Origin of the sequence: Flavobacterium sp. KACC 22761 (assembly GCF_034058155.1) — a bacterium.
Lineage (GTDB): Bacteria > Bacteroidota > Bacteroidia > Flavobacteriales > Flavobacteriaceae > Flavobacterium.
In genome coordinates, this window is sequence record NZ_CP139148.1 from 4,777,443 (window position 1) to 4,801,767 (window position 24,325).

Consider the following 24,325-nt stretch of genomic DNA (forward strand, 5'->3'; position numbering starts at 1 on the left):
ACAGTCTTTTTAAAACTGTCGGATTTAATAACAATGAGAAATCAATTCAAAATTTACAATTTACTAATATAACTTCCGTACATATCTTTAAACTGATGTCCAGTTGCAAAACGGTCTTTGCTCAGTTTTTTATATTCTACTAAAGCCCATAAAACGAACTCTTTTACAAAATATTGATCTTTTTTATCCAACTGGGGCTGATATTTCTTTATTAAAACATCTAATGGAGTTACTTCATCTAAAATTTGTTGATATTCCTTGTCTGAAGCATCATCCAATAATTCAAAACCGCTTTCGGCAAAAAACCATTCAATCAAATCAGAATAAGGCGTTTTTTCTCCAGGTTTTTCTAATTTTTCTATTTTTGGAAAATAGGTCGGAAATAAAGTTCGGATTGCAGAACCAATTAAATATTGTGCCACAACTGCCGCTCCCTCCTGCTCGCCTTCATAAACCAATTCTACTTTTCCTGTAATAGCCGGAATAATTCCCATAAAATCAGACAATCGCAAAACCGTTTTATCTGATCCTGATTTTAAAGCGCGGCGTTCTGCTGTACTAATTAAATTTTCAAAAGCAGTAATACTCATTCTGGCACTCACACCGCTTTTATTGTCAATATATTCACTTTCACGAGCTTCAAAACTAATTTGTTCCAAAATATCTCTGGCTAAACTTGGTACATAAACCACTTCATTTTGGCTTTCGTCCAATTTTGCTTCTTGTTCTGTAATTGTTCTGGCAATTTCAACAGTTTCTGGATAATGCGTCAAAATTTGCGAACCAATTCTATCTTTCAAAGGCGTTACAATACTCCCTCTATTTGTATAATCTTCTGGATTTGCAGTAAAAACAAACTGCATATCAAGTGGCATTCTTAATTTGAATCCGCGAATTTGAATATCGCCTTCTTGCAGAATATTAAACAATGCAACTTGAATTCTGGCTTGCAAATCGGGTAATTCGTTGATTACAAAAATAGAACGATTTGCTCTCGGAATCATTCCAAAATGAATAACGCGATCATCAGCATAAGATAATTTTAAATTTGCCGCTTTTATTGGGTCAACATCTCCAATTAAATCCGCAACGGTAACATCTGGTGTTGCTAATTTTTCGAAGAAACGCTCATTTCTGTGCAACCAAGAAATTGGAGTTTCATCTCCTTTTTCCTCAATTAAATCTTTTGCAAAACGCGAGATTGGATTTAGCGGATCGTCATTGATTTCTGAACCCGCTACAAACGGAATATATTCATCGAGCAATTCGACCATTTTACGCGCCAAACGTGTTTTTGCTTGTCCGCGAAGCCCTAGTAAATTGATGTTATGACGAGAAAGAATAGCACGTTCTAATTCGGGAATTACAGTATTCTCAAAACCGTGAACGCCTTCAAAAACAGGTTTTCCCGATTTGATTTTTTCACGCAGATTATTTCGCAATTCGTCCTTAATGCTTATACTTTTATATCCAGCGGATTTTAATTCGCCTAATGTTTTTATGTTTTTTATTTCCATATTGATGATTTAAAAATTGAAAGATTAAATAATTTAAAAATTCAATTTGTTTTTATTTTATTTTTTTTAACGGAATTTATTACGGAATTCCTTTGCGGAGACGCACTGCTGTGCGCCTCTACGATATGCGTTATGTATATAATTTAAAATTTGCAGAAAGCCTTTTTCACTTTGAATCTTTGCAACTTTGAACCTAAAAACTAGCGTACGCGTTTTTTCCTATTCGTTTCATAATCTTCAAAAATCATTTCGCCGAGGCCTTTTATTCCTGTATAAAATGCTTTTCCTTGATTAGCTTCTGTAAAATGGTTGACAAAACGCTGTAAATAAGGATCATTTGCAATCATAAAAGTCGTAATCGGAATATGCAGTTTTCTGGCTTGTTGCGCCTGAGTATAACATTTGTCAACTATATATTCATCGAGCCCGTTGCTGTTCATATAATAGGAACCATCGCGCTCGCGAACGCAACTCGGCTTTCCGTCGGTAATCATGAAAATTTGCTTATTGGTATTCCGCTTTCTTCGCAAAATATCCATTGCCAATTGAAGTCCAGCAACCGTATTGGTGTGATAAGGTCCAACTTGAAGATAAGGCAAATCTTTAATAGGAATTGTCCAGGCATCATTTCCAAAAACCAGAATATCTAGTGTATCTTTTGGATAGCGAGTTGTAATTAATTCGGCCAACGCCATTGCTACTTTTTTGGCGGGAGTAATTCGGTCTTCGCCGTATAAAATCATGCTGTGGCTGATATCAATCATCAAAACGGTACTCATTTGAGCTTTGTATTGGGTTTCTTCTACTACCAAATCATTTTCGGTCAGCATAAAACTTTCTACGCCGTTATTGATTTGAGCGTTACGAAGGCTTTCTGTTAAGGAAATTCGCTCTAATCCATCGCCAAAATTAAACTCACGGAATTCGCCCGTATGTTCATCGCCATTTCCGGCATGTTTTGTCTTGTGATTTCCGTTTCCGGAACGTTTTAAATTTCCAAAAATCTGGTCTAAAGCCTGCTGGCGAATAGCACGTTCTGTTTTTGCTGTGATGCCAAAACCGTTCGAGCCGTCCTCTTTTACCTCGTCTTTTATGTAACCTTTCTTTTTTAAATCTTCGATAAAATCATCGATCGTGTAGTTTTCGTCGGTCAGTTTATATTCTTTGTCCAACTCACGAAGCCAGTTTATTGCTTCATCAAAATCCCCCGAAGTATGGGTGATCAGCTCTTTAAAAATGCCAAATAGTTTCTCAAACGGAGACTGAAATGGGGCTTCGTACGACTTAAAATAAAAACCTTTTTTAAATTCGTTTTTCATAATTTTAAAATTACGGTTTTTTAGAATTACGAAAAACGAATCGTTTATTAATTTTTAGTTAAAATATCCAACCAAAATCAGCGACTAACAGTGTTAGATATACTAATTATTCAAACTTTCCGTCAACATAATACCATGCATCATTTTCAAATTTAAAAGTCGAAAATTCATAGTGCGTCTGTGGTTTTTGATTGGCATCTAAAAAATAAGCTTTGAATTCGACTGTGTTTTCAGTAAAACTCAAAATTTCTAATTTTTGCCATTTATTTGCTGTCGCCCATCTCAGGATTTCAGCTTTTGAATAAAATTTTCTTTCAGAAATATAAGTGGTTCCCAAAAGATAATCAGCGTTGTGTGTTGCATATGCCGAATATCGAGAGCGCATCAAAGCTAAAGCTGATGGCGCTTTTTGATTTTGCTGAAGATATAATCCGCAACAATTTTCAAAAAGCAATCCAGTGTCGCAAAAACATTTACGACTCGTCATCGACTGCTTCTTCGCCATTAATTTTTACATGAAGCTGATTGAGCAAAACTTGATATCTGCTAATTTCTCTCACTTCTTCATCTTCTTCAGCAAAATCAATCATTTCGTCTAATGTTTCGCTAACTTCAAGCAGTTTGTTATTTGCTTCTCTGTCGTTTTTTGCAGCAATCAAATCAATGATTTCTTGAACGTTTGCTTTTAAGGTTTCAAATTTACTATTCATCTATTTTATTTTTTCGCCACAAATTGCACAAATTTTCGCAAATTTTTAATCTCCATTGTAAATTAGAATTCGTGCTAATTCTTGAAATTCGTGGCAACTTATATTTACTCTTTACTTTCGTTGAACTTTTTCATTATTTCTTTGAGCTTTTCTTTGCGTGAAATCTCGGCCTGTTTTGCTTTGGCTTGGGCTTTGTGCAATTTATCGTTGTGCTTTTTGATATTTCGTTCGTTATTGCGTCCCATAAATTTCTCTTTTAATTTCTTCTAAACTTTTCTCTGTAAAAATCAATTCGGTTATGATTTGCTTTCTTAAATCATCAATATCCTCGTAATCAAAATGTTTTGCCCAAGATGTCAGTTGCTGCAGATTACGAACTTGTTTCAATCTTTTTGTAGTTTCAAAACTTGTTCTTAAAATCGCTTTTCCATCATATTCGGGATTATTTTTATGCTGATAATTAGCAAGATTTTTATCAAAATCAGCACTAATATAATAGAGTTTTTCTTCGGCATTATCAGGATAAAACTCGCTCCATTTTGCAAAACCAATTTTCGTTTTCGATTCGGTTTCAGGATCAAGTGCAATCAAGCGCCATTTGCTGTTTGCTAATCTTCCCCAATGGTTCGAAACACGGTACATTCCTTCTTCAGTATAATAGTAAGCACTTCCAGCTTTGCTTTCAAATTGTTTTTTCAAACCTTCAATTTTATCCGGAAGCACTTCATGAAAAGCACAAAATGTATTTTTAAATGAATTTGGATGTGGCTTAAAATTTTTCTGCATGTGCAAATATACTCAGATTACAGCGAACTCCCTAAAACAAACCTAAATTGCTTACCTTTGCTTTTTAATTTTAAATAAAAGATCATGTCTAAAGATTCAGAACAAAAAATGCCGCAAAAAGGAGTTTTTACCGGTATAATAGAAAAAGATGAAAACAATAATTATTTCTGCGGAGAATATCTTTTAGACTATAAAATGGTTCAGAGTAATTTTAAAGTTGGTGACTGGGTTACGATTAAATCGGTAATTGAAAATCCAAGCGACATTAGCTTCAAACAATATCCAAAAAAATCTAGAAATTTCGATAAGGCGAATCATAAGCCGGAGTAAGTCTTGTTGGAATGAGTGTTTTTTAACGTTTTAATAAAACCTGAAGCCTGAATAAAGTTTTTGTTTCAGGTTTCAGGTTTTGTTGGAACGTGTAATTTTTAACGCAATGAACGCGAAGGTTATTTAATTGGACGCAATACATTGAGAATAATAAGTTCGCAAAGCTTTATCTACAAAAAGCTTTGCGAACTTTATGTTTTATAAACATTTTGCTTAAAAAATCTTTGTGCTCTTTGCGTAAACCTTTACGAGCTTTGTGTTAGAAAAAAAACTTTGTACTCTTTGCGTAAACCTTCACGTACTTTGCGTTAAAAAACATCAGTTAACGATTTAATAAAACTTGAAGCGTGAATAAAGTTTTTATTTCAGGTTTCAGGTTTTGTTGGAACGTGTAATTTTTAACGCAAAGAACGCTAAGGTTATTTAATTAGACGCAATACATTGAGAATAATAAGTTCGCAAAGCTTTATCTACAAAAAGCTTTGCGAACTTTATGTTTTATAAACATTTTGCTTAAAAAATCTTTTGTGCTCTTTGCGTAAACCTTTGCGAGCTTTGTGTTAGAAAAAAAAAACTTTGTGCTCTTTGCGTATACCTTTGTGAACTTTACGGTTAAATAAACTTACAGTTAAGTTTTTTCAATATTTTTTCCATCAAAAGTAAAAAGTTAAAAAAAAGTGTACCTTTGCAAAAAATTTGTCGATTTGAACTAATTAATATCGATTTCAAACTAATAGACAAGTAGTTACCTTTTATTTATGAAAAAAATAGTTGAATACCGCAAGTTACTAAACGTAGAAAAAACTGCAGAGCTAAAAGATTTAAAAACAATTTATCGTAATGCGATGAAAGAATCTCATCCAGATAAATTTGTTGGAAACGAGGCAGGTTTAAAAGAGGCAGAAGAAAAAAGTAAAACAATCATTGAAGCTTACCACTTTTTAGTAAGTATTCACCCTGATACAATCAAACTTAATTTACCTGAGTACACAGAAACAATTTCAACTTGCTCTATCACAGATTTTAAATTTGTTGAAGGACGTTTGATTATTGATTTTTCTAACGGAAGTGTTTACGAATACATCAGCGTACCAAAAGCAACTTACGTGAAAATGGTAAATGCAGATTCTCCTGCAAGATTTGCAAAAAGACATATCTTGAACGCTTTTACTTGGAGAAAGAAAACAAACCAAGAATAGTTTTTACACCAAAAATATACCTAGAAGCACTCCTATAACAGAGTGCTTTTTTTATGCCCAAAAAATGCTAAATTGTTTATTTTCATTCAAAATAACGAAACAATTAATAGTTCTCGATTACATAAAATCACCAAAATACTTGATTTTAAACACTTTATCACTTAAAAAACTATAACAAAATTTTAGGTTACAAAATTCTTGATGTTCTATATTTTTAAATACTTTTGTTGCACAAATCAATTAACTAATTAATTTTTATAAATGAAAAAAATATTTTTTTTACTTACAGCTTCTGTAGCAATTATTTCATGCAGCAAAGTTAAAGACGGAGAGTATCTAATTACAGGAACTGCAACTGGAATTGCAAATGGAAAAACAATCATTCTTCAAGGTCAAGATCCAGTAACACATATGACAGTTGCCCTTGATACAGTAAAAGTTGAAAACGGAAAATTTGAAATAAAAGGAAAAGTAACTGAACCAGCTTTTCATACTTTGATTCTTCAAGACGCTAATGCTCCAATTCCATTTATCTTAGAAACAGGAGAAATTGCAATTGCAATTGATAAAGATAGCATCCACAAATCTAAAATTACTGGAACTTACAACAACGAAGAGTTTGTGAAATTTCAAGACGAACTTAACAAAACTTCTAAAAGGTTAATGGATTTCCAAAAAAACAATACTGCTAAAATGCAACAAGCTCAACAAGCTCAAGATACAGCAACTATCAACGGTTTGATGAAGCAATATATGGAAATTCAAACAGAGGTTCAAGCAGATACTAAAAAGAAATACATTACTTATGCTGAATCTCACCCAAAATCATTCATTTCTGCTTTAATCGTAAAAGGAATGTCTGAAGATCCAACTGCTGACGCTAAAAAAGTGGAAAGCATTTACAACTCTCTAGATGAGTCAGTAAAAAACACTACTCCTGGAAAAGAAGCTAAAACAAAAATTGGTCAAGCAAAATTGCCAACTGTAGGTGCATCAGCAGCTCCAGTAGGTAGCGCTAAATGAAGAGCAGATTTTTCAGCTCCTAATCCAGAAGGGAAAATGGTTTCGCTTAAAGAAAGTTTAGGCAAAGTAACCATCGTTGATTTCTGGGCTTCATGGTGTGGACCATGCCGCAAAGAAAACCCGAATGTAGTAGCAATTTACAAAGAATTACATTCAAAAGGATTAAATATAATTGGTGTTTCTTTAGACAAAGAAAAAAGCAAGTGGACTGAAGCTATCGCAAAAGATGGTTTAACTTGGACACATGTTTCAAATCTAAAATTTTGGGATGAACCAATAGCAAAACAATATCAAGTTGAATCAATTCCAGCAACATTTATTCTTGATGCATCAGGAAAAGTAGTAGCTCAGGATTTAAGAGGTCCAGAATTGAGAGCAAAAATTTTAGAGCTTTTGGCTAAATAATTTCAATAATAATAGAATAAAAAATCTCCCTAGTGGAGATTTTTTTTTGTTCAGTACCGAAATTTGAAAGCAAATCAATTTTGCGTCAAAAAAGTGGATGTTATTATTTCATTTTTTTATCAATAAAAGCAATAGTTGCCCACTTTCACAAATGGCAAAGTAGTACTAAAACCGACAAACCAAACGAAAGAATAATCTTGTTTTTTAAAATAAATAAAAAAAATACAACAGAAGTATATTTTTATTTTATTCAATTCCAACCGATTAAAAAACAACTTTAAAATAACTTAAAATTAAGTGCTTTTTTTATTTGGAAATGTAGAAAACGTTCCTATCTTTGCAACCGCTTATAACAACAAAGCGCAACAATGCTGAGATCGGGGAGATACTCAAGCGGCCAACGAGGGCAGACTGTAAATCTGCTGTGTAAACTTCGCAGGTTCGAATCCTGCTCTCCCCACGGAAAGGCCAAAAAGGCGGAAAACTTAAAGTTTTCAATCTTTTCAAAAAGCCACAAAAATATCTGAAGACCTGCAAATTCAACGATTTGCAGGTTTTTTTTATTTTAGGCCTGTTTTCAATATTTATAAATCCTCACAAAATTAAAGGTGCAGAATAGGTGCACTTTCCGGCGCGCTGAAAAGTGCACCAGAAACAGTAAAAATCCCTTATATCATAGGGGTTAACGAGATTAACGACTTGATTTGGCAGTAATATTATTCTACATTTATTAATTTAAAAAGTAGGATTATGTTGGAAAGCAGTTTTGGTTTGGGATTCTTTTTAAAAAGACCCAAAATAGAAAGTAAAAGTTCTGTCGCATATGCAAGAATCAAATATAAGAATTGAAGTAATTTAAAAGTTAGCCCGCCAATTTACAGAATGATTTAAACATAGTTGTACCATGTCCAATCATCTGATTCTTTCTCAGCATATGCACAACTTCAATTCCGCTCAATGTTCGTCTTGCCGATTCAAAGCTTTTAAAGCCTAACCCATTTTGTATCCTCCATTTTATAAATCGATGGTCCTGTTCTACAATATTGTTGAGATATTTACACTGCCGAATTTTAACCTTTGAGAATGAACGCTTGTTATAGACTTTGATAGCGGCAGTATTAAATCCACTTTTATCAATATTTATTACTCTTGGCTTGTAGTTATTACTAATTGCTTTAATTAGTAATGACTGAGCACTCATTCTCTGTCTTTTTCTGGTCAAAAGAAAGTCTACTGTATTGCCTAATTTATCTACCGCTTGATATAAATAACACCAAATACCTTTTACTTTGATATAGGTTTCATCCAATCTCCAACTCGCCCCTACTCTGACTTTTCTCTTCTTCATCTCTGACTCAAGCAAAGGTGCAAACTTATAAAACCAGCGCTCAATAGTAGCATGATCAACAGAAACTCCTCGCATTTTCATGATCTCTTCAACATCCCGATAGCTTAATGTAAACCTAAGCTTAAAATATACTGCCTGCAGTATAATAGACTTCGGATAGCAATGACCTTTAGTATTCATGAGTTTAAGAGTTTAAGAATTTAAAAAGGCAAAGATAAAACTTAGCTTTAGATGCGACAGAACCGTTTTCATGACTATTTCTATGTTTTTATTATTTAATGTTTTAACAAATTAATTCGTATAAGCTGCTACCCATTTTGCCTTAATAGTAGCACGAGCTTCTATAAATTCTTTATCAGTTCCTTGAGCAATGGCATCAAGCGGGAAACGAAGGGGTCTCTCCCCTTTTTTCATATTTACCAATTTTAGAATACCATCAGCAATAGTTTGCGGGTTCATATCAAACTGAGCCATTTTTCCAAATAAGGCAGTTCCTAATGCGTTGAATTTTTCTGTTGCAACATCGCCGTATTCTTCAATAATTGCCGTTTTATCGGCGTGAATACCAGCTTTAGAACCGTTATTCATTTCTGTTGGATAAACTCCTGGCTGAATACTAACGTTTTCGATTCCGTAATCTGCAAGTTCATCTTGCAATCCTTCAGTAAAACTTTCTACCACTAATTTTGATGCGATATACGGAACCATAAAAGGAAGTGTGTGTCCGCTTGCTCCGGTCGTAATGTTAATCACAAGTCCGTTTTTTTCTTTTCTCATAGAAGGAAGAACCGCTTGATACATACGGAGTACGCTGTACACGTTTACATCGAACATTTTGCGAACCTGATCAATAGAGTAACCTTCAAGCAAACCAAAACCGCTTACAGCTGCATTATTAATTAGGACATCAATTTTTCCGTATTTAATCAATACTTTTTCAATTGCTTTATTAACCGATGCATCATCTGTAACATCGATATTTACTACTTCAATATTTTCGATTGCTTGTAATTCTTTCGCGGCAGCGGCATTTTTATCATTTGTGTTGCGCATTCCTGCAATTACTGAGTGACCCGCATTTGCTAATGTAATAGCTGTTAATTTTCCAAAGCCTGTACTTGTTCCTGTAATAAAAATTGTTTTTGACATGATTTCTAATATTTAAATGTTTATAATGTTTGTTTCTTTTGAACATTACAAAGTTGCGACGAACACAAGACCTGAACATTGATTAGAAATAAGTAAAAACTTGATCTAGATCAAGAGTTTTGAAGAGGGCATAAAAAAAGGAGCTCTAAAAGCTCCTTAATAGTTTATTTTTTTGCCGTTTGTTTTCGAATACGGCTTAATGTTTCTGGTGTCATGCCGAGATATGAGGCAATCATAGTTTGAGGAATTCTGGAAGCAAAACCCGGATATTTGTTTATGAAGTTCAAATACTTTTCTTCGGCAGTCAAAGTCAGTGAAGCCTGAATTCTGTTTTGAGCAGCTATAAAACTTCTTTGCAAAATAGTATTGACCATAGTATTAAACGCTGGAATTTCTCTACAGAGCAATTCAAAATTTTCATGAGTAAAAAGCACAAGCTCTGTGTCTTCAATAGCATCAATATTAAAACGCGACGGCTGTTGCATCATTAAGCTTTCACGATCTCCTGTCCACCAATTTTCGATGCTGAAGCTATTTACATGTTCGCTTCCTTTTTCATCGACTGTGTAAGTTCTAACACAGCCCTGAGTGATAAAAGCATCGTATTTCCAAATATCTCCTTCTTGAAGCAGATATTGCCTTTTGCGAAGTTTTTTTATAATGGCAAATGATTGTATTCGTTCTGATTCTGCTTGTGTCAGTTCAGCTTTTTCTTCTAGATACTTTTGGAATATTTCATACATATCATGTAAAATTATACAAAAGACTGTGGAAGAGCAAATTTTTGAGAGTCTATAAAATTCATGAAATGCACTTTTATTCTCATCGCATTTTAAAGATTTTACAAAGATTCAAAAAAATCATAGGCTCTTTTCTCAGCATACGAATACATGGAGTCACGAAGCGGAAAAGCGCAATGTCCACCATATTTTGGTGTTTCCAGATACACAAATGCACTGTTCTTTGCAATAGTTCTCGGATAACATCTTTCGCCCAAAAAAGGATCGTCAAGCGAATTGATAATTAAAACCGGAGTCGTAATATTTGGAAGTGAAAATTCGGGAGAAACGCGCTCATAATAATCTTCCCGACTTGCAAAACCATGAAGTGGCGCTGTAAAATATTGATCAACTTCATCAAAAGAAGAAATTTTGTCGATTTGATCTCGGTTTACAAAATCAGGAAATTGAGCCGCTTTGTGTTTCAGTTTTCTTTTAATATCAATGGTAAAATTCTTTAAATAAACGCGGTTGAAACCTTGCTTCAGAACTTCTGCACTTGTTGCAATGTGTGTTGGCACTGAAATCGAAACCCCAGCTTTTATGCGTTCGTCGATTTTTGTCCATCCTAAATAATTCAAAAGCTGAACGCCACCCATTGAATATCCAATCAAATAAACTTCTTTAAATCCTTTTTTTAAAGCAAACTGTACAACCTCATCAAGATCGTCAACAGCACCGTGATGATACAACCTTGGCAATCGGTTCATTTCGCCACCACAAGTTCGATTGTTCCATGCAAAAATTGAAAAACCTTTGTTTTGGAAGTAAGCTGCACAACTATTATTGTAGGTTCTGCGGGAATCGCCTTCTAAACCATGACATAAAATGACTGCTTTTTTAGAATCGTTTATAATGAAATCAACATTGATAAAATCGCCATCATTTAATTCTAGTTTTTCTCTGGTATATTCAGGAACCTCAAATTTTTTAAACAAAGCGGCATAAATAGTCGAAACATGCCTATTGCGATGAATTACAGAAGGTGAATTGTATTCTGATTGCTCAATTATTGGCATAATAACTAGTTTTGTGGTACTTATTACAAAGCTAAGAAATCAATCAATATGTAGTGTAATACTGTCAATTTTTATTTTGCTTTTTTGGAAAATAGCAATTAAAAGACTTAAAAATAGGAATGTTTACAGTAGAATTTATTTTTTTTCAAAATAAAGATAATTGGAGCCATTGCCATCACGCAATCGAACTTGTGAATTATTAAATTCAAACAACTTCCAATTATTATTTAGTTTTTTAAGCGGGTCAGAACTAAAATTCACTTTTAATTCCCTAACATTATTCTGCAAACTAGTTTCCCATTGACCAGTTTCTGAAATTGAGCCTTTGGTGGCAACTACAGTTTGATCACTTTTAAAAACAAATGAATAATCAGTGTACAATGAAGTTTTATCTGAATCGCTAAAAAAGTACGGTATTTTCCAAGTTCCTTTAGTTATTGCTGCAACAAAATCAAGGGTTACGATATTATTTTCAGGACAATAATCAATCGCATATTTTATGGCATTTTCGAAATCTAAATTATTCGAAATTGTTTTGGTCTGATTATTATAATCGACTATAGAAATTGGATATTTCAAAGAAATATACTGACTCGCATTCAGGTTTTTTATGAAATTAAAAAAAGTCTGATCGCTTATAATTGTTGCCGAACTTGCTATTTGGTTTGAAGTATTGTAAATATTAATGGTGATTGGATAATTGATATTTAAGCCATTAATTTTAGATAAAAGATCAGGATATTGATTCCAATAATCGATTAGCGAATTAAAATCGGCTTCATTTGGAATATTTTTCTCGATGTAATTATAATACACCATAGTTACCGGAAAATTTATCTTTACAACATCAGCGTCAGAATTGCTTGCGTTGATATTATCAATTACTTTTTGATAATCTGCGGAGCTGTTTATAGCAATTTGCGTGTTGTTCACTGTAACTGTGTACGGAGGTTTTATGGTACAATATGTTGAGCCGTCGATTACATTATCCTGAACGGTTGGCACCATGGCAACTCTTTGCAAATATGATGTTAGTGGAGACGAATTTGTAATTGTTCCCTGCGTATTACTAGTCTGTTCGTCCATTTCATTCTGACATGACAACAAGAACACAACAACAACTATTGATAAATATTTTTTAAACGGGAACATACTCATATTTTTACAAATGTAATAAAATTTAAGAAACTGTTTTTCAATAAATTCGGCATTACGATTTTTCATTTTTCTTTTATAAAGCTCAAATATTGCTCGAAAATAACATTTTAGATATCTATAGAACAATCGGCTTCACTTTTACCCTACTTAATGTAAAAACAAATACTTTTGTACGATACCAAATTGAAATTCTAAATGCCAACTAAAAACGAATCAAACACTTGCGATGAGTTTATTTTCTCGTCTTTCTTTAAAAGCCATATTAAAGCGCTTAGAAATTTTCTTTTTTACAAATTTGGCAATCTCGATCAAGCAGATGATGTAGCGCAGGAAGCATTTGTAAAACTTTGGCAAAACTGCTCACAAGTGCCACTCGAAAAAGCAAAATCATACATTTATACCATTGCCAATAATAGCAGCCTCAACCAAATTGCGCATCAAAAAGTTGTTTTGAAATATGAAAAAAATTTCACGGGTTTGGATAAAACCAATGAGAGCCCAGAATATCTTTTAGAAGAAAAACAATTTCAATCCAAACTTTTGAAAGCTATTGAAAATTTGAATGAAAAACAGCGCGTCGCTTTTTTGATGCATCGAATTGATGGGAAAAAATACAGTGAAATTGCTGAGGAATTAAACATTAGCGTAAAAGCGGTCGAAAAGCGCATTCATTTAGCTTTATTAAGCTTGCGTAAAGAAATTGATTTATAAAAGTAGGGTAAACGGAGTTCCAATTGTTTTAATTATACAATACAAGAAAATGAAAAAAAATCGCTTATTAGCAAAATGGCTTAACAATGATTTGTCTCAGGACGAATTAGCGGCATTTGAAGCAAGTCCCGATTTTGAAAAATATCAAAAGATTAAAAATTACACAGATCATTTGACAATGGATGATTTGGATGAAAATGCTATGCTTTCTAACATTCTGAAACAGAAAAAAGCAACTCCAAAAGTAGCTCCATTGCATAAAAAATGGGCTTTTCGAGTGGCTGCAATATTTGTCTTAGCCTTGGGAGTTACATTTGCATTTAATTTTTTCATGCCTGAAACACACACAGCTGGCTTTGGAGAGAAAACTTCTTTTTCATTACCCGACAATTCTGAAGTAGTATTAAATTCAGGTTCAGAAATAAATTATAAAAAATGGAACTGGGAGAATCACCGAAGTCTCGACCTAAGCGGGGAAGCCTATTTTAGAGTTTCTAAAGGAAGACGTTTTGAAGTGCACACACGTTTGGGAAAAGTTACTGTTTTAGGAACGCAATTTAATGTCAAAGTCAGAAAAAACAGATTTGATGTAGTTTGTTATGAAGGGCGCGTAAAGGTAAATTACGCAAATTCTCAAATCGTATTGACGCATGGCCAAAGTGTTAGTTTTGAAGATCAAAAACAAACCAACATCAACGTAAATACTTTGAAACCGGAATGGATTGACAATCAAATGGCTTTTTATAAAGAGAATATTCGAAGCTTGGTAGACGAAGTTGAAAGACAATACAACATCACGATAGAATTAAACACAAAAGACACAACATCATTATTTACAGGAAAATTACCAGCAAAAGACTTAAATGTAGCTTTGCAAATTATTAGTACGACATATCATTTAGAGGCTAAAAAAGTATCAACTAATAAAATAATATTTGACGAAAAGTAAATGTTGCTCCCCAAACAATTTCGTTTTTTGTTTTTCCACTTTTTTCTGGTCCTCACTCTTTTTGCGCAGGACCAAGGAAAAGTTATGCCCATTAAAAAAATCATATTCGAAATTGAGCAGCAACATCAAGTAAGCTTTAATTATACCGAAGACAATATTTCTGGGTTAGAATTAATTCCGCCCAAAAAATCACTTTCGCTGGAGCAAAAACTGGAATATCTTTCTAAAAACACCAATCTTTCTTTTGAAAATATTGGAAACAAATTCATTAATATTTACAAGAAAAATGAAGAACCACAAATCATTTGTGGCTACGTTTTTTCTAGTGTTGACAAAAAGCCTATTGAAAATGCCAATATAAATTTGCCAAATAAAACGCAAACGCGAACAGATTCAAACGGTTATTTTGAATTTAAAAAAGGGCAAGAAAACACTTTTTTAATTTCTCATATTGGTTTTGGAACCAAAAAAATTATAGTGCCTAATAGTAATTCCAAAAATTGTCCTCAAATATTTTTAGAGCCTGAAATCACTGAACTTCACGAAATTAAAACCAACGCTATTTTGGCTTCAGGAATTTCGAAAAATATTGATGGCTCATTTGAAATAAAGCCCAAAAAATTCGGAATTCTTCCTGGGCTTATCGAACCAGATGCTTTGCAAACCATGCAACAAATTCCGGGTGTAAACAGTATTGATGAAAGTGTTTCGAGCATCAATGTGCGTGGCGGAACGCATGATCAAAATTTGTTTTTATGGAATGGAATCCGGATGTATCAAACGGGGCATTTTTTTGGATTAATATCGGTTTTTAATCCAAATTTGGCGCATACCATTTCGATTTATAAAAACGGAAGTTCTGCTTTTTATGGCGAAAGCGTTTCAAGCGTTGTTGCCATTTCATCAACTCCAGAAACTGCTGAGAAAAACTCTTTTAGCGCCGGAATCAATATGATTAATGCTGATATTTATGCCAAATACAATCTTTCTAAAAAAAGCTACATCGAAATTTCAGCACGCAAATCTATTACTGATTTTGTAGAAACGCCAACTTATAAAGAGTACTTCAACAAAGTATTTCAAAACACTACCATTACTGATTTTTCAGATAAACAAAACGTCGATTATCGGAGCGACAAGAAATTTGGTTTTTATGATGCAACGCTAAAATACGCTCAAAAAATAGGCGAAAAAGATCAAATCATTCTGGATTTAATTACGATTAAAGATAATTTGGAAGTTTTTCAAAATGCCACAGTGTATGATATTTTTAGATCAGAAAACAACACTTTACGCCAGCAAAATTATGGAGGAAATCTGGCTTGGAAACGAAATTGGAATCGCTTTAATACGACTAAAATTAATGTCTATAATTCGGCTTACGAACTTTTGGCGGATCAAAAAACAACTTTTGGAAATCAAATTGTCATTCAGGAAAACAAGGTAAATAATAACGGAATCAATTTAGAGAACAATCATATTATCAATTCCAAATTCATTTTAAATGATGGCTATCAGTTTAATGAAATTGGAGTTACAAATCTGGAAGATGTTACCAATCCTGATTTCTATCGAAAAGTTAAAGATGTTTTGAGAACTCACGCCTTAATTTTGGAAGGAAAATACAACGATACACTTTCAAGAGTCTATTTTAAAGCAGGAACCCGACTTAATTATATCGAAAAATTCAAGAAATTTATTGCTGAACCTCGAATTCAGTTTGGATATGGCATTACAAAAGATCTAAATTTAGAATTGCTTGGTGAATTGAAAAGTCAAAATTCGCAACAAATCATTGACTTACAGAAAGATTATTTTGGAATTGAAAAAAGACGTTGGATTATTTCTAATGACTCGACAATTCCTATTCAAAAAAGCAAACAACTTTCTTTAAACTTATCTTACGAAAAAAAAGGCTGGCTGTTTGATATTGAAAATTTTTATAAAAGAGTATCAGGAATTACAACTTCCAGCCAAGGTTTTCAGAATCAATTGGAGTTTGTAAAAATCACCGGCGATTATGAAATTTGGGGCGCAGAAATGCTTGTTCAGAAAAAAATGAATCATTTTTTGACTTGGTTGAGTTATACCTATAATCATAATAATTATCATTTTATTTCTTATGAATATCCTGTTTTTCCGAACAATTTTGAAGTCATGCATACGACAACTTGGGCAGGGATTTATGAAAAAAACAATTTTAAAATCGCATTAGGCACAAAATGGACTTCGGGCCGACCAAAAACTTCTCCAGACGATTCTCAAATTGACAATACTAATCCTGTATTGATTTACAACAGACCTAATAATACCAATTTGCACACTTTTGCGCAGGTCAATTTTTCCTCAACGTATAAATGGGAAACCGATGCAGGAATTCAGTACAAATTAGGAATCTCCATTTTAAATATCTTAAATAGAAAAAACGAAATCAGCGAATATTATAGAATAAGTTCGCTGACAAATTCTATTGAAGAAGTAGAAACTTTTTCACTTCAAAGAACTCCAAATGTGAGCTTTAGAGTTTCATTTTAATCTTCTTCCTACTTGTTTCGTCTGGAAACCATGTATTTTTTTACTTTTTTTTTCAAAAAATATCAATTTTTAAGGTAGGGTAAATTACCTCGATGCTGTTTTACTATTGAATCTTATCAAAATAGTAAAATATGAGCCCTTTAAAAAACTTGAAATTATATCCGCTCGGCTATTTTTTTTGCGACAGTTCATAACTCCAAACCATTGAACAAAATGTCCCTTAAAATCAAGCCCAAACCTTGATGTTGAAAATTTAAACCAAAAAGACTTTACGGTTTTGTAAAGTCTAAAATTTCCATTTTAACATAACTTAAATCAAAACAGCAATGAAATTAAAATCAATTAAACTCGCGACAACTGTCCTGGCAATCTCTACATTTTTTTTAAGCTGCAGCAGTGATAATGGCAATGATACCACTACGCCTACTCCAACGCCTATTCCCGAAACAAAAACAGAAATCAATCTTTCTACAAGCACTTCACTCGGATCATACCTTTCAGACAAAAGTGGACGATCATTATATTTTTTCGCAACTGATGCAAACGGGCAATCTTCATGCACAGGTGGATGCGAAGCTTTTTGGCCTGTTTTTTTTGTGGATAATTTAACCACTGAAAAATTAGGAGCTGGATTAACAGTAGCTGATTTTGCAACGATAACTACTCCTTCAGGCAAAAAACAATTAACATACAAAGGATGGCCATTGTACTATTATGCACCAATGTCATCTAGTGGCGCATATGGCGGTGCTGGTACAAACACACCAGAAGATCCAGGAAAAACATCTGGTGATGGAGTTGATGGCACTTGGTTTATCGCAAAACCCGATTATTCTATCATGATTGTGAGAAGCCAGCTTGTTGGGCATGACGGAAAAAATTACAAATCAGATTATACTTTAGGCGATGGCGCAACAACTTATTTTACAGATGCCAAAGGATTAACTCTATATACTTTCAAAAACGACAATTTCAAGAAAAATAATTTCACAAAACAAGATTTTTCAAATAATGCAGTGTGGCCAATTTATGAAACCGATAAAGTGGTTGTTCCTTCTATTCTTGATAAATCAAAATTCAGCTCGATTACTGTTTTTGGAAAAGTGCAACTGACTTATAATGGATGGCCTCTGTATTATTTTGGACAAGATGCCGGCGTGAGAGGCGCTAACAAGGGAATTAGTTTTCCGAGTCCAGGAATTTGGCCTGTTCCAGTAAAAGACATACCGCTTGCGATATAAATCATCGAAACGAGAAATGAAAAGAAAAATCAAAATAATCATCTCGATAGTTTTAGCAATTGGGCTAATTGCTTTCTTCGGTTATAACTATGTTATGCATGGCGGTCCTCGGAATTTGGCAAATGAAAAAACAGATTTCACCACGACCTCAGCATCCATTACAGCCGAATTTATGTCAGATTTAGAAGCCGCCAATAAAAAATACCTTGAAAACGCGGTAGCAATAAAAGGAAAAATTACAGCGGTGAATTCAAAAGAGGTGATTCTAGACGGTACCATTATCTGCAATTTTAAAAATCAAGATTTATCCATTAAAGAAGGGCAAATCGCTACTGTAAAAGGAAGAATTATTGGATATGATGATTTGATGGGCGAAGTAAAACTAGATCAATGTTTTATAATCAAAAATTAATTAAATGAACGTAAAATTATTTTTATCCCTGGCATTTTTTCTTTCAGTCATTGGCCAAATATCGGCGCAAGATGATTTGCTGAAAGAATTGGATACAATAAAACCAAAGGAAAAACAGACCGAAACTTTAGCTTTTAAAGGACTGCAAATCTGCAATATGCAATCCACAAAATTGACAGCAAAAGGCGAATGGTATGTTTTGATTTCTCATCGTTTTGGCGATTTGACGCAAGGTTTTGAGAATTTCTTTGGTTTAGATGATGCTTACACTAAACTGGGAGGAATTTACGGTGTTACAGATTGGCTTTCAGTTGGAGCGTCAAGACAGACCAATAATAAAATTTATGAATTGACCTTAAAATACAGATTAAAAACACAAGAAGTTGACGGCTTTCCTGTGACCATCGTAGGTTATAACACCATGGATATCAATACCAATTTAAGTACGGATCAATATCCGTACTTAAAATTCAATAATCGATTGGCTTTTACTACACAATTATTAGTGTCAAGACAGTTTTCTGATAAGATTTCACTTGAAGTAAACCCGATTTACATTCATAAAAATCTTTATGACGAAACCACTGAGCAAAAAGATCAATTTGTGGTTGGACTTGGTGGACGATATAAATTCACAAAACGATTGAGCATGAATCTTGAGTATGCGCCTCGAATAAATGCTCCAGAAAATGAGGTCTATCACAACTTGGTTTCATTAGGATTGGATATCGATACTGGAGGACATATTTTTCAAATGGTGTTCTCAAACTGCCAAACTATGAATGATGTTTATGTATTCTCAAATGCAACTGGAAAATGGAACGGTGGCAGTATTTACTTCGGATTTAATCTCTACAGAGTTTTTTAAAATTAATACGAAATTCTATGAAAAAAATAAAAATTTGTCTGATAGCAATCTCTAGCGTGTTCATTACTTCTTGTGAATCCAATACTTACAGCGAAATAAGTCCGCCGGCCGGAAACCCAACTTATGTAGCAAACATCGAACATATTATGGAACACAATTGCCTTAGTTGTCATTCTGGAACAGCTTCTCAATATCCTAATTTAGAAACCTACGAAGGAGTAAAAAATGCATGTACCAATGCTAATTTAATCTGCAGGATAGAATCTGAATCTTGCGGACAAAGAATGCCTTTAGGAGGAAGTTTGCCTCAAAGCGATATTGATATGATAAAACTTTGGGCAACAAACGGATTTATAAAAGAATAAGTTAATACAATGAAAAAAATAGCATTTTTTGCAGTATTTCTTTTTGTGGGAAACTTTGTTTTCTCGCAAAAAGTTATGACCCGAACCGGACAAGTAAAATTTGAAGCTTCAGTGCCTTCGTTTGAGCCTGTTGCGGCCACAAATAATTCGGTTTCAGCAATTTTTGACAAATCAAATGGTGAATTTGCAGTTTTGGCATTGATAAAAGCATTCAAATTTGAAATTCCGTTGATGGAAGAACATTTTAATGAAAATTATATGGAATCATCCGTATATCCAAAAGCAACTTTTAAAGGTAAAATCATAAATTTTGATGCTACAAAATTAAGTATCTCCAAAAAATATGATGTCGAAGGCGATCTGACCATACATGGTGTTACAAAAAAGATTAAAACCAAAATCAGTGTGGTCTTGAAGGAAGGAAAAGTATATCTCTCCAACAATTTTACTGTTAAAGCACAAGACTTTAATATAAAAATACCAAGTCTTGTAAAAAGTAAAGTTTCAGAAAATGTGAACATTGCTCTGGACCTTACACTTGATGAAAAATAATCTTTTTTTAATCCTAAAATTATCAAATTATGAAATCTCTATTCAATTTCTCGGTACCCTTACTATTGTTATTTATTGGAGTTTCTTGTTCCAGTAATGATGACAATTCTAGCCCTCCCGCTCCTATAATAGTAACGTTCAACGCTACCATGAATGGCGCAAATGAAGTTCCTGCAAATGCTTCAACAGCAACAGGAACAGCAACTTTGAGTTATAATAAAACTACAAAAATCTTTACCGTTACTGTAACGTATTCCGGTTTAACACCAACTATGGGACATATACATATGGGTGCCGCAGGCACAAATGGTCCTGTAATTTTTCCATTCTCTAGTTTGGCATCTCCTATTAGCTATACTAGTGCAGCACTAACTGCTGCTCAAGAAACAGATCTTATGGCTAATAATTATTATATAAACTTACATTCTGAAGCTTTTTCAGGAGGCGAAATAAGAGGGCAACTCATTACTTCTAATCCCGCTGGAAGCCCTGCTGGTGGCGGAGGTGGTGGAGGCTACTAACTTTTTTTTATTAAATTTATGTTGATTACAAAAAGCCTTACTGTTTAGATAGTAGGGCTTTATTTTTTTAGTAGTTTTATTTTAGAGGAGAACTTCTATTGCAACTGACTTTCTAAAAGCTTTTGTAACATAGTCAGGTCTTCGTCGTCATTTAATTCTGTGTTTTGATAAACAAGCTTGCCTGTTCCATCAATTAAAAAATACTGTGGAAAACTAGTTACATCTAAGATATTCTGTATTTTATCTCCCTGAACATAAGCAGGAAGATCACATGTTTGCAACCAAGGCATTTGATATTTATTTAAAGAATTCAACCAAATATCAGCTGTAGGATCCGTTGAAATAGAGATTAGCTGCAACCCTTTTGATTCATATTTTTCATTAAGAATTTTCAACGTTGGGATCTTCCTTATGCATGGCGCGCAACCTTTTGACCAAAAACAAAGAAGTATAAGTTTTTTATTTTTAAAAGATAATGGAACTTCAAAATGTTGACCTTTGTCTGTTGAAAAAGAGAAATTAGGCAATATATGACCTACTGTGAGTGACAGCTGTTTCTGAATGTATTTATCAACTGATTTTCCTAAATAGGTTTCTTTCAGATTATTGCTTAATTTATTGTAAATACTATTAAGCCTTTCAGGAGAAATTGGATGATTACCTTTTATTACATCTTTATTAAAAAGATACAATGAGATATAGGCATCAGGATATGATTCAACAAACTTTATTCTTTTGATTAATACTTTTTCTCTCAAACCAGAAACAATTGTCCATAAGGAATCTTGCTTGCTTAATGGCAAATGTTTGCTTTTCGCATCATAATAAATATTAAAAGCTGCTTTGGCACTGTCAACACTTGGTTTTGTCAAACGCTCGTATTCCTTTTTTTCTTTTACAAAAGGAACATTGGAAAATTTAAAATCGTTTAAATTATCTTTTTCATTAAGCTTTACGATTTGAATCTTCATATCTTTTGGGCCAATAAATAAAAAACTCCCTCCAAGATGTTTATTGTCTTTCTGAACATCTAAATAAGCAGGTTCATAACTGTCCGTAATTTCGCCCGACAAATAGAATTTGCCATTTTTCTCTTTTGCACTTATAGAAGTAAAAGCATTATTTTGTGACGAAAGTATAATATCAACCCCTTTATATTGAGAAGGAATAGTTCCTGAAATCGAAAATTTATGTTGTGCACTCAACGTGAGACAAAAACATATCATTAAAATAATAATCGCATTTTTTTTCATAATTATAAAAATTAAAATCGTTCTTTGAGTTAATGCTCAGAAACAAGACATTCTAAAATAAAGCAAAAAACGAGTTAACTATATAAATTAACTCGTTTCTTGGTTTAGCTTTCTTTGGGGCATCAAGCTACTTTTTCATTTTATATCTCAAATTTTACTTTGAGAAAAAAATTAAATTTTGCTTTCATCTGCAACAGCATCTTCCCATTTATCCCACATTTTGACACCCGCATCATAACCATCATAACCATAGTTCTGACTTAACTGTCCTTTAATGTTTGGTTCGATAGCAAGTCTATATGGAATTGGCCAGTAATTATTACGTTTGTCCATAGTATAAAATTTCACACCCGGCTTAATCGAAATACCATTTGGATATTTATTGTAAAGCGTGTAATGTACAATACGCTGCCACCAGTAACTTCCTCCAGTTGCATCTTTCCCAGATTGTTTGTCCCAATTTGCGACACTATAAGTATTACCCCATTCATCTGGTTTTCCACTCATAGCCAAACAGTGCGAAATACGTTTTAATTCTACATTTCTCCATTCTTCCATATAAAGCTCTCTTCCTCTTTCTGCGCAAATATCACCAATTGTTACAGTAGTGTACATTTGTGTCGCTTTTGCTCTTGCTCTAACAACATTCACATCCTGCGCAGCTCCAGTAACATTACCTTGATAAAAACGAGCTTCCGCACGTAAAAGATACGTTTCAGCTAAACGATAAATGTACATATGCGCACTTGCACCTGCAGTAGCTCCTTGAAAATCATTTGCTGCCGGATTAGCTTCAGCTACCACATCATGATAAAAGATTTTATAATGAGGGAAATCAAACCAATCACGAATAGAATCTTGTGCCAACAGTTTTCCTGCCGCATCTTTCATTCTAAAGTTTTGTCCCGCCCATGTAGCACTTCCGCCTGCGCCAGGAGCATATTTAAGATCTTCCATATTCACCCAGTTACCTACAGTACTGTTATGTCTAAGATCTTGTTTGTCTTCAACACCATTTACAACCCACATAGGATGTTGTGAATAATATGAACCACTGATTGTACCAATACCACGTCCTATTGCTCTTTGGTAATCATATTTTGCATTATAATTTGTTTTGTCAGTTAATGGAAAACGCGGTGCAGCAGTTTTACCATCAGGAGTAATTAAGTTGGCGTCATTCCAGTTAGGACCAAAAATTCTCATTGAAGCAAACGCTAAAAATGATTGTGCTCCTCCGTTTGGTGCAACTAAAATCGCTTCAGTATTAGCCGTGATTACTTTGTTTTCTGGTCTGTGTAAATCCCAGATAACATTTCTTGTAATTGGCCATGCAGTCGGATTTCCTCCTGGATCAAAAATTCCTAAATTACCTTGTACCAAAGAGTAACCTGATCCATTAATTAAGAGATTGGCTTGTGCCTCAGCATCAGCAAATCTACCAGATGCTAAATAACATTTTATCAATAATTGACGACAAGCACCTTTGCTAACCATCCCAACATAACCAATTTTTGACTGTTCCGGAACCCATTGTACAGCTTTCTCCATATCTGCTGTAATCATTTGTATAATAGCTTCTTTTTTAGTAGAATAGTAACTCTGCTTTGGAACCTCCAGAATCTTAGTAATCAACGGTATATCACCAAATTCATATACTAGGTTAAGATAACGATATGCTCTATGGAAATAAGCTTGACCGATATATTTGTTTTTAACTTCCTCAGACAAACTTTTTACACTACCAATATACGTTAATACCGTATTTGCATTCTTGATACCTGTATAAGCTTCTGTCCAAAGGAATCCAAGATAAAGCGATTCACCACTTGGATCTCTTCTAAAATCCCCAGTAGGAACGATAGTAGCAGCATAGTCAGCAATATTGCTTCCTGTATCTGTTTTCCCATATTGTGCCATATCTGAGAAAAGATATTCTGTCCCGATAGGCACGCTTACACCTGAAAAGCCGTAGTGAATATAGTTATTACGCAACTGTTTATCACATAATGCTAAAGTTGCTTGCAAACCAGCTTCTGTAGAAAATGTCGTTTCTGGCTCATAAAACGAAAGTGGATCAGATTCTAGAAAATCTTTCGAACAAGAACTAGCTAAAACCGCTAATACAGCAATAGGTACCAGTCTTGTAATTTTATTTTTTATATATTTTTTCATT

Annotated in this window: 25 protein-coding genes, 1 tRNA gene and 1 pseudogene; 14 read left to right on the forward strand and 13 right to left on the reverse strand. The window is 33.6% G+C overall.

Going from position 1 to position 24,325, the window contains the following annotated elements:
* Positions 1 to 53: 53 nt before the first annotated feature.
* The 6 genes from SCB73_RS20055 to SCB73_RS20080 all read right to left on the reverse strand — a co-directional run bounded on the left by SCB73_RS20055 (position 54) and on the right by SCB73_RS20080 (position 4,332).
* Entirely contained in the window at positions 54 to 1,517 is a 1,464-nt protein-coding gene (locus SCB73_RS20055) for an AAA family ATPase (RefSeq protein ID WP_320567959.1), read from the reverse strand.
* Between the two features lie 200 nt (positions 1,518 to 1,717).
* Positions 1,718 to 2,836, reverse strand: coding sequence for a vWA domain-containing protein (locus SCB73_RS20060; RefSeq protein WP_320567960.1), 1,119 nt, complete (start codon positions 2,834 to 2,836; stop codon positions 1,718 to 1,720).
* Between the two features lie 106 nt (positions 2,837 to 2,942).
* Positions 2,943 to 3,323 carry a YchJ family protein gene (locus SCB73_RS20065; protein ID WP_320570106.1) on the reverse strand — a complete coding sequence of 127 codons (381 nt, stop codon included), beginning with the start codon at positions 3,321 to 3,323 and terminating at the stop codon, positions 2,943 to 2,945.
* Positions 3,310 to 3,546 carry a hypothetical protein gene (locus SCB73_RS20070; RefSeq protein ID WP_132988954.1) on the reverse strand — a complete coding sequence of 79 codons (237 nt, stop codon included), beginning with the start codon at positions 3,544 to 3,546 and terminating at the stop codon, positions 3,310 to 3,312. Before SCB73_RS20070 ends, SCB73_RS20065 begins: the two co-directional genes overlap by 14 nt.
* 104 nt (positions 3,547 to 3,650) lie before the next feature.
* Positions 3,651 to 3,791 (reverse strand): hypothetical protein, encoded by a 141-nt coding sequence (locus tag SCB73_RS20075; RefSeq protein WP_186296650.1) that lies wholly within the window; start codon positions 3,789 to 3,791, stop codon positions 3,651 to 3,653.
* Positions 3,778 to 4,332, reverse strand: a complete 555-nt coding sequence (locus tag SCB73_RS20080; RefSeq protein ID WP_320567961.1) for a hypothetical protein — start codon at positions 4,330 to 4,332, stop codon at positions 3,778 to 3,780. Before SCB73_RS20080 ends, SCB73_RS20075 begins: the two co-directional genes overlap by 14 nt.
* Before the next feature lie 84 nt (positions 4,333 to 4,416).
* Here SCB73_RS20080 and SCB73_RS20085 point away from each other — a divergent pair, with 84 nt between their 5' ends.
* From SCB73_RS20085 to SCB73_RS20105, 5 genes and pseudogenes are all read left to right on the forward strand, one after another.
* Positions 4,417 to 4,662 (forward strand): hypothetical protein, encoded by a 246-nt coding sequence (locus SCB73_RS20085; protein ID WP_320567962.1) that lies wholly within the window; start codon positions 4,417 to 4,419, stop codon positions 4,660 to 4,662.
* A gap of 758 nt (positions 4,663 to 5,420) precedes the next feature.
* A complete protein-coding gene (locus SCB73_RS20090) occupies positions 5,421 to 5,861 on the forward strand; it encodes a KTSC domain-containing protein (protein ID WP_111366992.1) in 441 nt (146 codons plus the stop codon).
* A 261-nt stretch (positions 5,862 to 6,122) separates the two neighbouring features.
* Positions 6,123 to 6,884: a DUF4369 domain-containing protein gene (locus SCB73_RS20095; RefSeq protein ID WP_320567963.1), complete on the forward strand. Its 762-nt coding sequence runs from the start codon at positions 6,123 to 6,125 to the stop codon at positions 6,882 to 6,884.
* Between the two features lie 18 nt (positions 6,885 to 6,902).
* A pseudogene (locus SCB73_RS20100) lies at positions 6,903 to 7,289 on the forward strand (peroxiredoxin family protein); the annotation flags it as partial.
* A 379-nt stretch (positions 7,290 to 7,668) separates the two neighbouring features.
* Positions 7,669 to 7,749: transfer RNA gene (locus SCB73_RS20105), tRNA-Tyr, on the forward strand.
* A 402-nt stretch (positions 7,750 to 8,151) separates the two neighbouring features.
* Here SCB73_RS20105 and SCB73_RS20110 read toward each other — a convergent pair.
* From SCB73_RS20110 to SCB73_RS20130, 5 genes are all read right to left on the reverse strand, one after another.
* Positions 8,152 to 8,817 carry an IS6 family transposase gene (locus tag SCB73_RS20110; protein ID WP_320567964.1) on the reverse strand — a complete coding sequence of 222 codons (666 nt, stop codon included), beginning with the start codon at positions 8,815 to 8,817 and terminating at the stop codon, positions 8,152 to 8,154.
* Between the two features lie 111 nt (positions 8,818 to 8,928).
* The gene (locus SCB73_RS20115; RefSeq protein ID WP_320567965.1) at positions 8,929 to 9,786 is read right to left on the reverse strand and encodes an SDR family oxidoreductase; all 858 of its coding nucleotides are present in this window, start codon (positions 9,784 to 9,786) and stop codon (positions 8,929 to 8,931) included.
* A gap of 164 nt (positions 9,787 to 9,950) precedes the next feature.
* A complete protein-coding gene (locus SCB73_RS20120; RefSeq protein ID WP_320567966.1) occupies positions 9,951 to 10,529 on the reverse strand; it encodes a Crp/Fnr family transcriptional regulator in 579 nt (192 codons plus the stop codon).
* Positions 10,530 to 10,627: 98 nt separating this feature from the next.
* Positions 10,628 to 11,584, reverse strand: a complete 957-nt coding sequence (locus tag SCB73_RS20125) for a YheT family hydrolase (protein ID WP_320567967.1) — start codon at positions 11,582 to 11,584, stop codon at positions 10,628 to 10,630.
* A 135-nt stretch (positions 11,585 to 11,719) separates the two neighbouring features.
* A complete protein-coding gene (locus tag SCB73_RS20130; RefSeq protein ID WP_320567968.1) occupies positions 11,720 to 12,808 on the reverse strand; it encodes a hypothetical protein in 1,089 nt (362 codons plus the stop codon).
* A gap of 129 nt (positions 12,809 to 12,937) precedes the next feature.
* Here SCB73_RS20130 and SCB73_RS20135 point away from each other — a divergent pair, with 129 nt between their 5' ends.
* The 9 genes from SCB73_RS20135 to SCB73_RS20175 all read left to right on the forward strand — a co-directional run bounded on the left by SCB73_RS20135 (position 12,938) and on the right by SCB73_RS20175 (position 20,896).
* On the forward strand, positions 12,938 to 13,453 hold the full coding sequence (locus SCB73_RS20135) for an RNA polymerase sigma factor (protein WP_320567969.1): 516 nt from the start codon (positions 12,938 to 12,940) through the stop codon (positions 13,451 to 13,453).
* 49 nt (positions 13,454 to 13,502) lie between these two features.
* On the forward strand, positions 13,503 to 14,402 hold the full coding sequence (locus SCB73_RS20140; RefSeq protein ID WP_320567970.1) for a FecR family protein: 900 nt from the start codon (positions 13,503 to 13,505) through the stop codon (positions 14,400 to 14,402).
* An 84-nt stretch (positions 14,403 to 14,486) separates the two neighbouring features.
* Positions 14,487 to 16,937, forward strand: a complete 2,451-nt coding sequence (locus SCB73_RS20145) for a TonB-dependent receptor (protein WP_320567971.1) — start codon at positions 14,487 to 14,489, stop codon at positions 16,935 to 16,937.
* Positions 16,938 to 17,263: 326 nt separating this feature from the next.
* Positions 17,264 to 18,178 (forward strand): COG4315 family predicted lipoprotein, encoded by a 915-nt coding sequence (locus SCB73_RS20150; RefSeq protein ID WP_320567972.1) that lies wholly within the window; start codon positions 17,264 to 17,266, stop codon positions 18,176 to 18,178.
* Positions 18,179 to 18,194: 16 nt separating this feature from the next.
* Positions 18,195 to 18,590 (forward strand): OB-fold protein, encoded by a 396-nt coding sequence (locus SCB73_RS20155; protein ID WP_320567973.1) that lies wholly within the window; start codon positions 18,195 to 18,197, stop codon positions 18,588 to 18,590.
* Between the two features lie 4 nt (positions 18,591 to 18,594).
* The gene (locus SCB73_RS20160; protein ID WP_320567974.1) at positions 18,595 to 19,458 is read left to right on the forward strand and encodes a DUF5777 family beta-barrel protein; all 864 of its coding nucleotides are present in this window, start codon (positions 18,595 to 18,597) and stop codon (positions 19,456 to 19,458) included.
* A 17-nt stretch (positions 19,459 to 19,475) separates the two neighbouring features.
* Positions 19,476 to 19,823, forward strand: a complete 348-nt coding sequence (locus SCB73_RS20165; protein ID WP_320567975.1) for a c-type cytochrome — start codon at positions 19,476 to 19,478, stop codon at positions 19,821 to 19,823.
* Between the two features lie 9 nt (positions 19,824 to 19,832).
* The gene (locus tag SCB73_RS20170) at positions 19,833 to 20,375 is read left to right on the forward strand and encodes a YceI family protein (protein ID WP_320567976.1); all 543 of its coding nucleotides are present in this window, start codon (positions 19,833 to 19,835) and stop codon (positions 20,373 to 20,375) included.
* Positions 20,376 to 20,404: 29 nt separating this feature from the next.
* A complete protein-coding gene (locus SCB73_RS20175; RefSeq protein WP_320567977.1) occupies positions 20,405 to 20,896 on the forward strand; it encodes a CHRD domain-containing protein in 492 nt (163 codons plus the stop codon).
* A 95-nt stretch (positions 20,897 to 20,991) separates the two neighbouring features.
* On the opposite strand, the gene SCB73_RS20180 is transcribed toward SCB73_RS20175, so the two are convergent.
* Together SCB73_RS20180 and SCB73_RS20185 are read right to left on the reverse strand one after the other, a co-directional pair.
* Entirely contained in the window at positions 20,992 to 22,149 is a 1,158-nt protein-coding gene (locus SCB73_RS20180; RefSeq protein ID WP_320567978.1) for a TlpA family protein disulfide reductase, read from the reverse strand.
* Between the two features lie 171 nt (positions 22,150 to 22,320).
* Positions 22,321 to 24,324 (reverse strand): RagB/SusD family nutrient uptake outer membrane protein, encoded by a 2,004-nt coding sequence (locus SCB73_RS20185; RefSeq protein WP_320567979.1) that lies wholly within the window; start codon positions 24,322 to 24,324, stop codon positions 22,321 to 22,323.
* Between the last annotated feature and the right edge of the window lies 1 nt (position 24,325).

Bases quoted from the DNA above. Each gene is read 5' to 3' on its own strand.
- SCB73_RS20055 (WP_320567959.1), bottom strand. From the start codon at position 1,517: ATGGAAATAAAAAACATAAAAACATTAGGCGAATTAAAATCCGCTGGA.
- SCB73_RS20060 (WP_320567960.1), bottom strand. From the start codon at position 2,836: ATGAAAAACGAATTTAAAAAAGGTTTTTATTTTAAGTCGTACGAAGCC.
- SCB73_RS20065 (WP_320570106.1), bottom strand. From the start codon at position 3,323: ATGACGAGTCGTAAATGTTTTTGCGACACTGGATTGCTTTTTGAAAAT.
- SCB73_RS20070 (WP_132988954.1), bottom strand. From the start codon at position 3,546: ATGAATAGTAAATTTGAAACCTTAAAAGCAAACGTTCAAGAAATCATT.
- SCB73_RS20075 (WP_186296650.1), bottom strand. From the start codon at position 3,791: ATGGGACGCAATAACGAACGAAATATCAAAAAGCACAACGATAAATTG.
- SCB73_RS20080 (WP_320567961.1), bottom strand. From the start codon at position 4,332: ATGCAGAAAAATTTTAAGCCACATCCAAATTCATTTAAAAATACATTT.
- SCB73_RS20085 (WP_320567962.1), top strand. From the start codon at position 4,417: ATGTCTAAAGATTCAGAACAAAAAATGCCGCAAAAAGGAGTTTTTACC.
- SCB73_RS20090 (WP_111366992.1), top strand. From the start codon at position 5,421: ATGAAAAAAATAGTTGAATACCGCAAGTTACTAAACGTAGAAAAAACT.
- SCB73_RS20095 (WP_320567963.1), top strand. From the start codon at position 6,123: ATGAAAAAAATATTTTTTTTACTTACAGCTTCTGTAGCAATTATTTCA.
- SCB73_RS20110 (WP_320567964.1), bottom strand. From the start codon at position 8,817: ATGAATACTAAAGGTCATTGCTATCCGAAGTCTATTATACTGCAGGCA.
- SCB73_RS20115 (WP_320567965.1), bottom strand. From the start codon at position 9,786: ATGTCAAAAACAATTTTTATTACAGGAACAAGTACAGGCTTTGGAAAA.
- SCB73_RS20120 (WP_320567966.1), bottom strand. From the start codon at position 10,529: ATGTATGAAATATTCCAAAAGTATCTAGAAGAAAAAGCTGAACTGACA.
- SCB73_RS20125 (WP_320567967.1), bottom strand. From the start codon at position 11,584: ATGCCAATAATTGAGCAATCAGAATACAATTCACCTTCTGTAATTCAT.
- SCB73_RS20130 (WP_320567968.1), bottom strand. From the start codon at position 12,808: ATGAAAAATCGTAATGCCGAATTTATTGAAAAACAGTTTCTTAAATTT.
- SCB73_RS20135 (WP_320567969.1), top strand. From the start codon at position 12,938: ATGCCAACTAAAAACGAATCAAACACTTGCGATGAGTTTATTTTCTCG.
- SCB73_RS20140 (WP_320567970.1), top strand. From the start codon at position 13,503: ATGAAAAAAAATCGCTTATTAGCAAAATGGCTTAACAATGATTTGTCT.
- SCB73_RS20145 (WP_320567971.1), top strand. From the start codon at position 14,487: ATGCCCATTAAAAAAATCATATTCGAAATTGAGCAGCAACATCAAGTA.
- SCB73_RS20150 (WP_320567972.1), top strand. From the start codon at position 17,264: ATGAAATTAAAATCAATTAAACTCGCGACAACTGTCCTGGCAATCTCT.
- SCB73_RS20155 (WP_320567973.1), top strand. From the start codon at position 18,195: ATGAAAAGAAAAATCAAAATAATCATCTCGATAGTTTTAGCAATTGGG.
- SCB73_RS20160 (WP_320567974.1), top strand. From the start codon at position 18,595: ATGAACGTAAAATTATTTTTATCCCTGGCATTTTTTCTTTCAGTCATT.
- SCB73_RS20165 (WP_320567975.1), top strand. From the start codon at position 19,476: ATGAAAAAAATAAAAATTTGTCTGATAGCAATCTCTAGCGTGTTCATT.
- SCB73_RS20170 (WP_320567976.1), top strand. From the start codon at position 19,833: ATGAAAAAAATAGCATTTTTTGCAGTATTTCTTTTTGTGGGAAACTTT.
- SCB73_RS20175 (WP_320567977.1), top strand. From the start codon at position 20,405: ATGAAATCTCTATTCAATTTCTCGGTACCCTTACTATTGTTATTTATT.
- SCB73_RS20180 (WP_320567978.1), bottom strand. From the start codon at position 22,149: ATGAAAAAAAATGCGATTATTATTTTAATGATATGTTTTTGTCTCACG.
- SCB73_RS20185 (WP_320567979.1), bottom strand. From the start codon at position 24,324: ATGAAAAAATATATAAAAAATAAAATTACAAGACTGGTACCTATTGCT.